Annotated in this window: 6 protein-coding genes; 2 read left to right on the forward strand and 4 right to left on the reverse strand. The window is 36.6% G+C overall.

Annotated elements, in window-relative coordinates:
• Window positions 1–12 precede the first annotated feature (12 nt).
• Complete coding sequence (locus P164_RS06090; protein ID WP_028375560.1) at window positions 13–2,814, forward strand: glycosyl hydrolase 115 family protein; 2,802 nt, start codon at window positions 13–15, stop codon at window positions 2,812–2,814.
• 63 nt (window positions 2,815–2,877) lie between these two features.
• Here the strand turns inward: P164_RS06090 and P164_RS06095 are convergent, their stop codons facing one another.
• Genes P164_RS06095 through P164_RS06105 form a run of 3 tightly spaced genes read right to left on the reverse strand, consistent with a single transcriptional unit; the run spans window position 2,878 to window position 6,849 of the window.
• Entirely contained in the window at window positions 2,878–3,840 is a 963-nt protein-coding gene (locus P164_RS06095) for a glycoside hydrolase family 43 protein (RefSeq protein WP_028375561.1), read from the reverse strand.
• 46 nt (window positions 3,841–3,886) lie between these two features.
• Window positions 3,887–5,620, reverse strand: coding sequence for a glycoside hydrolase family 43 protein (locus P164_RS06100; protein ID WP_028375562.1), 1,734 nt, complete (start codon window positions 5,618–5,620; stop codon window positions 3,887–3,889).
• 59 nt (window positions 5,621–5,679) lie between these two features.
• A complete protein-coding gene (locus tag P164_RS06105) occupies window positions 5,680–6,849 on the reverse strand; it encodes an endo-1,4-beta-xylanase (RefSeq protein WP_028375563.1) in 1,170 nt (389 codons plus the stop codon).
• Window positions 6,850–7,289: 440 nt separating this feature from the next.
• On the opposite strand from P164_RS06105, the gene P164_RS06110 reads away from it, so the two are divergent.
• The gene (locus P164_RS06110; RefSeq protein ID WP_028375564.1) at window positions 7,290–8,717 is read left to right on the forward strand and encodes a DUF1593 domain-containing protein; all 1,428 of its coding nucleotides are present in this window, start codon (window positions 7,290–7,292) and stop codon (window positions 8,715–8,717) included.
• A 31-nt stretch (window positions 8,718–8,748) separates the two neighbouring features.
• Here P164_RS06110 and P164_RS06115 read toward each other — a convergent pair whose 3' ends face one another.
• Window positions 8,749–12,795, reverse strand: a complete 4,047-nt coding sequence (locus P164_RS06115; RefSeq protein WP_028375565.1) for a hybrid sensor histidine kinase/response regulator transcription factor — start codon at window positions 12,793–12,795, stop codon at window positions 8,749–8,751.
• Window positions 12,796–12,799 lie beyond the last annotated feature (4 nt).

A 12,799-nucleotide genomic window follows, 5' to 3' on the forward strand; every position in this document is an offset into this window, starting at 1 on the left:
TTATTATCAGTTATGAATACTAATACAATGAATCGAAAGCGCTTAAATTTCACGTTGGTGTTGCTTCTTTTAAACTGCATGCTATTTGCACAGCAAAAATTAATTTCAACTGATTTTGTAGCTGGGAGTTTTACCCTTGTATCTTCTAATGACACAGCACCTGTTGTTGTAGACTCCAGCGATTTTGAAGGTGTTCTGCTGGCCGCAGATAACTTTATTAAGGATATCGAGCGGGTAACAAGTAAAAGCAGTTCTAAACGCTATGACGTCGAAAAAAATGGCTCCATTGTTATAGGTACTATTGGTAAAAACAGCTTTATAGACAATCTTATTGAAGAAGGAAATCTCGATGTAGACTCAATCAGAAATTCCTGGGAAGCTTTTACAATTCAACAAATAGATGGAAACCTAATCATTGCCGGAAGCGATAAACGCGGCACGATTTACGGAGTTTATACTCTTTCTGAAGCGATGGGCGTTTCTCCCTGGTACTGGTGGGCAGATGTACCCGTAGCGAAGGCATCTGAATTGTATTTTACTGAAAAAATGTACGTCAACCCGGGACCTAAAGTACAGTATCGGGGAATATTTATAAATGATGAAGCGCCCGCACTATCTGGTTGGGCTGAGGAAAAATTTGGTGGATTTAACCACCAGTTCTACGCACACGTATTTGAACTTATTTTAAGACTAAAAGGTAACTACCTGTGGCCTGCAATGTGGGGTAAATCTTTTAATGATGACGATCCTCAAAACCCTATTTTGGCAGATAAATACGGGATTGTAATGGGAACTTCTCATCACGAACCCTTAATGCGAGCACAGTCTGAATGGAAAAAATATGGAAGCGGTGAATGGAATTTTAATACCAATGCAGAAAAACTAAAAGAATTCTGGAAAACAGGAATTGAGCGTATGGGTGCTCAGGAAAGTATTGTAACTGTTGGGATGCGGGGAGATGGCGACGAACCGATGACCGAAGGAACAGCCATTTCACTGCTTGAAACTATTGTAAACGAGCAACGTAAAATCATTGCCTCAGTGACGCAAAAACCGGCAGAAGAGACGCCACAGCTCTGGGCATTATATAAAGAAGTACAGGATTATTACGACCAGGGAATGCGCGTCCCTGAAGATATTACGCTGCTTCTGGCAGACGACAACTGGGGAAATATTAGAAAGCTGCCGCCTTTAGATGAGGGCAACCGTAAAGGGGGTTACGGTATTTATTATCATTTTGATTATGTGGGCGGTCCACGCAGTTATAAGTGGCTAAACACAACACAAATAAGCCGGGTGTATGAGCAAATGTCACTAGCTTATGCCTACAACGCTCAAAAAATATGGCTTGTAAATGTTGGCGATATCAAGCCCATGGAATACCCAACCAGCTTTTTCCTAGAATACGCCTGGGATCCTGAAGCTTTTACGCTGAGTGACTTAAAGGCCTATCCTCAAAAATGGGCTGCCTGCCAATTTGGTGACACCTGCTCAGCTGAAATTGCTGAGTTGCTGCAAACGTATTCAACATTGGCAAGTAGACGTAAACCCGAATTATTAGATTCAGAAACCTATAGTGTAGATAATTTTGAGGAAGCGGATTCGGTTTTGAAGGAGTATGCAAATCTTGAAGATCTGGCTCTAGCTCTTCAGCAAAAAATACCCGAAACTCATCAAGCTGCATACTATCAATTGGTTTTATTTCCCATTCAAGCACTGGCTAATCTTAACCGTATGTATATCGCTTCCGCGAAAAATAAACGCTACGCAAAACAAGGCAGATTATCAACGGCTGACTATGGTAAACAGGTTGAGGAGTATTTTGAAAAAGATAAAAAACTTACTGAAAAATACCACCAGCTCAACGATTCTAAATGGAATCATATGATGTCTCAAACCCATATAGGATATACCTACTGGCAACAACCCGAAGAAAATACAATGCCATCAATTGCATCAATAGTTGTCCCTGAAACGGGAAGTCTGGGAGTTTCTACTGCGGGAAGCACCGATTTTTTCCCTGAAAAAGACGCCTTAAATATATTAGCCTTTGACAAATACCATAGTCAACAGACCATAACTTTATTTAACCGCGGAAAAAAACAGATTACTTATAACGTAAAAAATCTTCCAGAATGGCTTAGTATTTCGAGCAAAAAAGGAGCATTAACAAAAGATCTTCAGCTTACACTTCAATTGAAAAAGGATAAAATTCCAAACGCTAAAACAGCTGCAGAATTTACTATCTCACAAGGTAATTCTAAAGCCATACTTCACGTAGTTTATGAGCCAATTATAGTAGAAACTACAGGACATCTTGAATATAATGGTATAGTAAGTATTCCGGCAACGGCGTTTACAACTCAAACTGGTTGGGAACTTCTACCCGATTTAGGACTCCTAAATAGCGCAATAAGACCTATACATAAATTTAGTAGAGACATCAACCCGGAAAATACTGTGATTACCTATGACTTTACGATTAAAGAAGATTTTGAAGGTAATCTTGAGTTTTTGTTATCTCCTACCCTAGACTTTCTTAATCAGGGAGGTCTAGAATTTAGCTATTCACTAGATCATGATGAGATTAAGATACTCAATTTAGAGAATGATGGTTTGCAGGATTGGGATGAAGTATTACGTACTAATAGAAATCGTATTAAAACTTATTTACGTTTAAAAGCGGGAAAACATACACTCAATATCTATGGTAAAGATCCCGGTATTGTACTTCAGCATATAGTTTTAAAAGCTTCCTCAAATAAACAAGAACCATATCTAGTTCCTCCAGAAAGTTTGGTTATTGAGAAGTAAACATCAAGTAATAAAATAAAAAGAGAGGCATTCGCCTCTCTTTTTTTGCTCTTAATTCTGCATTTACAAACCTTCTAAGGTTTTTATACTGCCGTCTGATTCATATTCAAGCTCCACCACTTTCATACTACGCAACCAGGTTTTACCTCCGGAAGGTTTTGAGTCGTGGTAAAATAAATACCACTTACCTTCAAACTCGAGTATAGAATGATGGGTTGTCCAGCCTATGACTGGTGTCATTATAACTCCTTGATACGTAAACGGCCCATAGGGGCTGTCTCCTGTGGCATAGCATAACTTATGCGTATTTCCTGTAGAGTATGAAAAATAATACGTGTCGTTGTATTTATGAACCCACGAAGCTTCAAAAAAGCGTCTGTCGTGATCGCCTGCTGTTAATGGCTTGCCATCTTCATCTAAAATTACAATAGGCTTTGATTCTTCTGCAAACTCAAGCATATCATCAGAAAGCTTTGCTATGCGAGATGGCAAAGCTGGTTCGTCATCTGCAGGCTCAGACGGATTCTCAATGGCTTTACCATCACGGTAGCGTTGCAATTGACCGCCCCATAAACCTCCAAAATACATATAGTAATTTCCGTTATCTTCAAATATGCAGGGATCTATAGAAAAACTCCCTTTCATAGGTGCATCCCTGGGTATAAAAGGACCTTCTGGTTTATCACTGGTTGCCACACCAATTCTAAAAATATCTGTTTTATCTTTTAGCGGAAAGTATAGGTAATAAGTACCGTTTTTAAAAGCGATATCACAATCCCAAAGTTGTCTTCCACCCCATGGGATATCGCTCACGTGTAAGGCCTCACCGTGATCAGTTACTGCACCGTCAATCTTTTCCATAGAAAATACGTGATAATCGCGCATATCAAAATGGTCGCCATTATCATTTTCGGCAATACCCGATTCTACATCGTGAGACGGATAAATGTAAATTTTTCCATTAAAAACGTGTGCAGAAGGATCTGCCATATACGCGTGATCGACTAGATATCTTGGTTCTTTCATGAATAATGTATTTGTGTATTTCTAATTTAATGCGGTCTTCAATAATCTATTTAGTGAGAATAGTGTCATTAGCAGTTGTTGCATATAAGCCTATTAGCGCTCCTGTAAAACCACCGGCATTGTTTGTAGATAATATATCTCCAGACACAGTACCTCCCAGATTTATAAAATTGTTACTATTTTCTTCGGAAAAACTAAAGCGATATGCATCGCCCTGAGCTTCTACTTTAAGATTTAAATTGGTTGTATTTTCAATCGCAACGGAAGCTATAAGAGTAGATTTTCCATTTTCTGTTCGCTCAAGAAGTAGGTGATTTTTATTACCCTTTTTGGTAACTCCGAAAACATAATTAAACCCTTCATTCTGTAGACATACAAGTCCTGCCAGCTCCTTTTCCGATTTAGGATTGAAGGTAAGCGTCGTTGTAAACGAGAAGTTTTTATGTTGTTGCCTGTGAAATAAAGTTGATGTGGGCTTCTTCTCTTTTATAGAAACTGCAAAGGGTTTAATTTCTAAACCTGCTTTTGTTTGTTTTATAAAATCTTCACGCGGTCCTCTTAATCCAATCCAGCGGTAATCAAGCGTGTCACTTTTAAAATTTTCTGTGTAGGTAAAATTTCCGTTAGGAAAATATCCCGCTTTACCTGTTTGATTAACCACACCCGCAGGCATTTCTAATTTAGGTTTTAAGGGCACTAAGCCGTTCTCAAATACCGGAAATTCTCCAGACCAGTCCACCGGTAACATAAAGGTTTCTCTACCTGTATTTACACGATCCTGCTCGTTTGGTCGCACTCCTAAAAACACACCATAGTATGTATCATTAGGACCCTGTATCAAATCTGCATGACCCGCCCAGTCTACTTTGTTTTTACGGTCTTTAGGAAAATGACGCTGTGTTAAAATAGGATTTGATGGCGCAGGCGTGTAAGGTCCCGTGGGCTTATCGCTCACAAAAATCACTTCACTGTGCCAATCGCCAGTCCCGCCTTCGGCACACATTAAATAATATAAACCGTTCTTTTTATAAATATGCGGACCTTCAATCCATATAGGATTGTCGGCAAGATTAACACCGCCGTTAACGATAATTTGATCTGAACCCGGTATAATTTTATCGGTCTCTACATCGTATTCCCAAATTTTAATTACGCGATGTCCATTGTATAGCGGTTCGCCATCTGGAGCATCATTATGCACCACATAAGCTTTGCCATTATCATCAAAAAACAAACCGGGATCGATCCCACCAAAATCTAGTTTTATAGGATCACTCCAACCCTTTTTAGGATCTTTAGTTTTTACAACCATGTTGCCAATACCGCTAGCAATTTGCGTTGTAATCATATAGAATGTGTCGTTATTGGGGTTATAGGTAATTCCTGGTGCATAAATACCTTCGCTAATACCAGAGTTTTCAACTTTCAATTGAGATTTACGATCTAAGACGTGACCCAGCTGCGTCCAGTTTACTAAATCTTTAGAATGAAATATAGGAACTCCCGGAACCATCGCGAAGGAAGAACAAACCATATAATAATCATCTCCTTTACGTGTAATAGCAGGGTCAGGATAACAACCTTGCAATATAGGGTTGTAAAACTCTCCTTCAGCTAGAGGATAATTTTGGTATACCTCATCTTTTCCTTCATAAATAGCTTGTTTAAATACCGGGTTACGAGTTGCCGGTATCTTAGGCTCACTAAATTTATTTTGTACTAAAAACGAACTAAAAAGTAGTACTGAACTAACTAATACAATAGATATACGTGTATTCATAAAGACATATTTAATGCTGAAGATTCAACTATGCTACCGGAACTGTACACACCGTTTAGCTAATTTTTAAGTGCCAGTTTAATTATAGAATCAACTACCGGTTTTGCTTTATTTTCTCTATCAAATAGTAAAGGATAATCTGTACGACCGGCTATAGGCCAGTCATTTCTCCACGAATTTCCATCATTAACACCCCAAAAAGTAATTTTTTCCATCTTATCCTGATGCTTTAAAAACACTTTAAAAAAGTCGAGATAGCGGTTAGTAAACTTTACATTTAGAGAATCTGGGATTCCATTAATATACGGGTTCATCTCCTCTTTATACTCGGCATTATTGCTTACTTCTGCCCCATCTAAGTTTTTAGGAAATGGCAATACGGTTATGTCAAATTCGGTAACTGCAACCTTTAATCCTAAATCTGCAAAAGCCGTAATACTTTTTTCAAATTCAGCAATCGTAGGTTTATCTACACCTACGTGACCCTGCATTCCCATACCATCTAGCTGCACACCCTCACTTTGAAGTTTTGAAAGCATTTTTATAATTCCTGCTCTTTTTTCTGGGTATGAAGTGTTATAGTCGTTATAATACAATTCTGCTTCGGGATCTGCCTGGTGAGCAAATTCAAAAGCCAGCTTTAAGTAAGAGTCTCCCAAAATTTCATAAAATTTACTTTTACGCAATTCACCGTTATCTAATACCGCTTCATTTACCACATCCCACGATTTCACTCTGCCCTTATAGCGTCCTACAACAGTACTTATGTGACTCTTCATCCGTTCGGTAAGTGCTACTTTATCTATTTGATTACCTAAACTATCTTTAAAAAACCACTCCGGAAGTTGTGAATGCCAGATAAGCGTATGCCCATGTACCACCATATTATTGTCTTCACCAAATTTTACGAAAGCATCTGCTGCCGTAAAATCGTAAGTACCTTGTGCTGTAAATAAGTTTTCACTCTTCATACAGTTTTCAGCAACAATAGAATTAAACTGCTCTTTTATGAGTGCGATGTCACTAGTTGCACGACCTTCTATCTGATTTAGATTTAGTGCAGTACCTATTAAAAACTTACCTTTAAACGCATCTTTTAACGAAAGCATTTTTTCAGCAACAACTTCATCCTGCTCCTCTGAATTATTGGTTTTACAACTCAAAAAAACAAACGAAATCAAACCTACAAGAACGATGTTTTTAAAAATGGAATTCTGTAACCTATACATAATTTTTAATTTTTGAAGTTTATAATTTAATCTATCGTAATTCACCATTTTTATTCACTCTAAAGTGACCAAAAACTTCTACGTATATCGATTTCGTAAAATGAAAATCATATAATAATTAACAAGACTATTCTTCTATTCTTTCAATTTACGCAAAGCCATTATGTAGATTATTAAAAAAATTGCTTCTACAAAAAATGTAAACAACTAAAATATTTACTACTTTTAAATAGTTATAGTTTATTTGACTACAAGTATAGTATTATTAATTGATATTTACAGGCTATTATTAAATATTGATATAAATATATTTTTAACTTACTGTAAAACAGCATTAAAAGAACAGTTTAGTAATCTCAAAATCTTAACTCTAATCGAACATAAATTTTTGGTAACTCAAAGATGTACCTGATTTGCGCCTTCATTTATAAAAATTAATTATGAAAAAATTTTTAGTTGTTTTAATCTTTTTAATAAATGTCTCGCTGGTTTTAGCCCAAGACGTAACTAAACACCGGGTTATTATTTTATCAGATATTGAAGCTGATCCAGATGATACACAATCTTTTATTCGTTTGTTTTTATATGCTAATGAAATTGACTTAAAAGGTCTTATTGCCACAACTTCTGTTTGGCATAAAACAGAAATCAATCCCGAGTCTATTCATAAAATAATTAATGCGTATGCTAGAGTTCAGCCGAGTCTTTTAAAACACGCAAAGGGTTTTCCCGAAGCTTCTACTCTGTCCTCTTTAGTTAAAAAAGGGCCGTCTGTCTATGGAATGTTAGGCGTAGGTGCAGGAAAAGAAAGTGAAGGTTCTAAGTGGATTATTCAGGAACTAGAAAAAGAAGATTCCCGCCCGTTATGGATACCTGTTTGGGGAGGTGTAAATACTTTAGCACAGGCCTTATTTACTATTAAAAATACACGCACTGCTACTGAAGCAAAACGCCTTATTGCAAAACTTAGAGTATATACTATTTCAGATCAGGATGATAGCGGCGTCTGGATACGTAAAAATTTTCCCGATCTATTTTATATTGTAAGTCCCGGGGACGATTACGGTAGTGCAACCTGGATTACCATTAACAGTGTAATTCAGGGAATTGATAATTCGCAAATAAGTAATACGTGGTTAGCAGAAAACATTCAGCAAAATCACGGTCCTTTAGGTGCTGCTTATCCTGATGTTGCGTGGGGAGTTGAAGGTGATACTCCCTCTTTTCTATCTTTAATCCCTAACGGTCTAAATGTTCCTGAACATCCCGAATGGGGCGGCTGGGGTGGCCGCTATGAATTGTATAAACCCGATTTTTCAAAACAAAAAAAAGGAAATTCTGGAGTGCCTTTTGAAGCAGAAACGCGTCCTATTTATACAGATGCCATAGACACGTATAAACCCTACAAGCCTAATGAATATGGCAGAAGTGTAAAGGTCGACACCACTATCACCTATGCTGATAATAAAGCAACGTTATGGCGCTGGAGAGCAGATTTTCAGAATGATTTTGCAGCGCGTATAGATTGGTCTGTAAAAAGCTACGCCGATGCTAATCACAATCCGATAATAAAATTGAGTCACTCTGATCGCTTAACGGTAAAGTCTGGTGAAGGTTTTGCTTTAGATGCCTTTGAAACTATAGATCCTGATGGCGATAATCTTAGTTTTTTATGGTTTAATTATCCTGAAGCCGGTTCTTATAAAAAGCTAATTAAAGTAGATGGGGCAGAAAATGTACACAATGCATATGTGATTGCACCTCGTGTTACAAAGCCAGAAACCGCTCATTTTATACTCAAAGTAACCGATAAGGGAGAACCGGCATTGTCTAGTTATAAACGTGTAATAGTAACCATTAAACCCTAGGTTTAAGGGTATATCAAAATAAAACCTAATTCTATTTAAGTAAGGAGCTGGGAGACCTGCCAAACTGCTTTTTAAAACAGCGACTAAAATATAAAGGATCATTAAAGCCTACTAAATTAGCAACTTCAGAGACGTTGTAGTTTTTTGTCTTTAATAACTGTACAGATTTTTTAAGTCGAATGGTTCGTATAAATTCATTTGGAGATAAATCTGTAAGCTGGGTGATTTTACGATATAGCTTTGACGAACTCATTGCCATTGCATCACTTAAAAAGCCGGGAGTGAGCTCCGGGTTATTGATGTTTGTATCTATGATTTCTTTAATCGTTGAGATAAGATCTATATCTATTTGCGAATGTGCCAGCTTGAGTACATCACCTTCTTCTTCTCCCGAAAATTTCTGTTTCAGATCAAAATGAATTTTAATGATGTTGTCTATCCGTGTCTTTAAAAGCGACGGATCAAACGGTTTAACTAAATACCCATCTACTCCTATTTTATAACCTTTTATTCGGTTTTCATTTTCAGCTAAAGCGGTTAGCATCACTACAGCAGTATGACTAATATTAGCATCTGCTTTTAGTTCTTCTACAAATTCAAACCCATCCATAACGGGCATCATAACGTCTGCCACACAAAGTACCGGTTTTTCCTTACGGCAGATTTCAAGCCCTTCTTTTCCATTTTCGGCTTCAAACACTTTGTAATAGCCAGACAGGTATTCTACAATATAATTACGTAACTCGGTATTATCATCAATTACCAGAATTTTATGCTTTATATTGGTGTTTCCAGGAACAGATTTTACAGCAGTTAGGGTATTTTCTAAATGCTTTATGGGTACTAACTCTTCAATACTTTTAGGATCCGGTTTGTAATCAAAAATTTCTTCGCGTTTGTAGGCCTTTTTATTTACCGGCAATTCTATGGTAAAAACACTCCCACTATCGGGATTACTACTTACTCGAATTTCTCCCTTGTGAATTTCTACTAAAGCCTTTACCAGTGACAAGCCAATACCGGTGCCGGTGGTATTATCTTTACTGTTCTGAGCCTGATAAAATCTTGAAAAAATCTTTTCCTGACTTTCTACAGGAATTCCTATTCCGTCATCGCTAACTTCAATAACCAATATTTTTTTATTCCCGTCTTTAAAACCTAAATACAGATCTACATTACCAAATGTATTTGTAAACTTCATCGCATTAGAAAGCAAATTATAAAGGATTTTATTGTACTTATCCATATCAATCCAGCACATAAGATGTTCCTTTTCAATATTTAGATTAAGATTTATATTTTTAGAATGGGCCAGTTCTATAAAACTGTTGAATATATTTTTTGTGCTTACTAAAATTTCAGTTTTAGAAACCCGAAGCTTCAATTCGCCGGTTTCTGCTCTTCTAAAATCAAGAATTTGATTTACCAGACGCAGCAATCTATTTGCATTTTGATAAATTAAATCTGCACGACTGCGTGCATAATCTGTAGTATTATCAAGCTCCAGTAATTGCTTTACAGGACCCAGAATTAGTGTTAGCGGAGTTCTTAATTCGTGTGAGATATTTGTAAAAAAACGCAGCTTATCGTTATTTAATTTCTCATCTTTCTCTCGTTTTACTTTTTCCAGAAGTAATTCCTGTTTTAATGCCAGTCGTATTTTGAGTTGTTTTCTAAGGATATAAAATAGAATACCCACAAAAAGCAGTATTAAGAGAACACCTTTATAGCTTAGCCAAAATGAGGGTAATATCTCTATTTGATAAGAAGCGGTTTCACTCCATACGCCATCACTATTTGCTGCTCTTAATTTAAATACATAGGTTCTGGGATATAAATTTGTGTATTGCACTGTACGTGAATCGCTGGTAGTTTCTATCCAATCTTTATCAAAACCTTCTAATTTATACTGAAATTTATTTAGACGTTCGTTCGTGTACGTAGGTGTAGAAAACTGTATCGAAAAATTGCGATTTGCATAATTGAGCGTAACGCTTCTGCTGTGGTTTATATCCTCTTCAAAGGGTACTTGTCCATTTACAGTTGTTCCCGGTAATATTTCTTTATTCTGAACTTTAAACTCGGTAATTATGGGTTTAGGAGCGTAGGTATTTTCGGTAATTGCATAAGGCGAAAAATATAGAACACCGTCTTTTCCAGCCAAATATATCGTAGCATCATCAAAATTGTAAAATCCGCTAGAACTAAAAATATCCAGACGATTACCACTCATAACATTATAAATGTTAGCAGTTTTAGTATTTATATCGTACTTGGCAATACTATTATTATTCATATTGAGCCACATATTGCCTCGCTTATCTAAAGCTATATCTGTAATCCATTTATTTTTTAGAATTTTTGGCTCCTCTACGAATTTAAAGCGATCTGTTGTTTTATCATAAGCAGACAAACCCAGACGCGTGGCTGCCCATATTTTATTGTGTAATGTATCTATATAAATATCACTAATGTTGTCTTGCGGAAGTTCAAAATTTTCTGATTTTGAATGTCGGTATTCCCGTGTATTTTGAGTAGATACATCATAGGTTAACACTCCGGTTTCCGTAGCAATCCATAAGGTATTTTCTAGTTTTTTAATAGTATTTATTTCGTAGCCCGAAAATAAATTACCGTGATCATCTTTAGGTTGCAACGTCTCTAAATCGAGAATACGCAGACCCTCACCAAAAGACCCTGCAATCAAAGTGTTAGCATCATATTTTAATACAGATAGTAACGCCGAGTTTGTAAAACCAATATCTACAACCTTCCCGGTGTTATCCTTATAATTATAAACCAGTAAATCGCCATTCCAAAGGCCACAGTAAAAAGTGATACCATCATCAGAATAAATACTAGCAATATTTTCCTTAAAATCCTGTAGTGGTTTTATGTGATTGTTAGCATATAAAAAAAGCCCGTTATGCCAGGTCGCAACGATTAAATCACCAGTATAGGTTTGTGCAAAACCCCGAATTCTGGGAGCCTGATTGTCTATAAATGTTGAAATATCTTTATTGAGCTTAAACTCATTTTCATAGGGATCGTATTTATCGAGACCATCTTCGGTGCCTATCCATAATACTCCGGAAGCATCAAAATACAACGCTGAAATTAAATTATCTATCAGCGAGGTATCGTCAGAAAGTATGGCATAATACCACGTAAAATTACCTGATTGAATATCTTCTAATTGATCACAAACTATAAGTCCGCCAAGAGTTCCTAACCAGTATTTACCATCTGGAGCTTTTGCTATAGATAGAATATACGGTCCTAAATTTTCTCGTATCGTCTCGTCTTCAATATATAAATCGGTGAATGTATTGGTACTTCTGTCTAGTTTAAAAAGACCTTTGCGGGTTCCAGCGAACAATTCACCCTGAGTATTTTCAAATATAAAATTGAGATACGGATTTGTTTCTGTAGAATTATGTATAGCCAGGTTGTAGGTTGTTATTTCTTGAATCGCATTGACCGAATTCAATGTGATTTTAGCAACTCCTACCTTACCAAAACTTCCTATCCAAATATTACCTTGAGAATCTTCAAAAATCTCTTTAACATAACTAACATCTGGAAGATCAATTTTTTTGAAAATTTGATTTTCTGAATCAAATAAATAAAGACCGGCATTCTTTGTACCTACCCAAACGCGCTTATTTTTGTCTATTAAAACTGCCCGTATCTCCTCGTCGGGCAGGCTACCAGACTTAGAAGAATCTGATAAGTAGGTCGTAAATTTTTGTATATCTGTTTGAAAAAGGGTGAGCCCTTTTCGGGTACCTATCCATAAATTATGAGAATCTGCATCAAGTTCGAGTGCTGTTATGTCGTCATTCTGTAGCCTGTTTGAATCTTCTGTAGTACTCAAATACGATTTAAATTGATACCCGTCAAATCTGTTAAGACCGCCAAAGGTTCCTAACCACAAAAATCCCTGATCATCCTGCACAATATGCCGCACCGAATTGTGAGACAAACCATAGGTGTCATTATAATGCTCAAACTTGATATTTTGAGCAGAAATACCTGTTAAGACAAAAAGAAAAATATAAAATGCGGTATGCTTCATAATT

This window comes from Leeuwenhoekiella sp. MAR_2009_132 (assembly GCF_000687915.1).
Classification (GTDB): Bacteria; Bacteroidota; Bacteroidia; order Flavobacteriales; family Flavobacteriaceae; genus Leeuwenhoekiella.

Coding starts and splice junctions, on each gene's coding strand:
- P164_RS06105 (WP_028375563.1), bottom strand. CDS start 6,849: ATGTATAGGTTACAGAATTCCATTTTTAAAAACATCGTTCTTGTAGGT.
- P164_RS06100 (WP_028375562.1), bottom strand. CDS start 5,620: ATGAATACACGTATATCTATTGTATTAGTTAGTTCAGTACTACTTTTT.
- P164_RS06115 (WP_028375565.1), bottom strand. CDS start 12,795: ATGAAGCATACCGCATTTTATATTTTTCTTTTTGTCTTAACAGGTATT.
- P164_RS06110 (WP_028375564.1), top strand. CDS start 7,290: ATGAAAAAATTTTTAGTTGTTTTAATCTTTTTAATAAATGTCTCGCTG.
- P164_RS06095 (WP_028375561.1), bottom strand. CDS start 3,840: ATGAAAGAACCAAGATATCTAGTCGATCACGCGTATATGGCAGATCCT.
- P164_RS06090 (WP_028375560.1), top strand. CDS start 13: ATGAATACTAATACAATGAATCGAAAGCGCTTAAATTTCACGTTGGTG.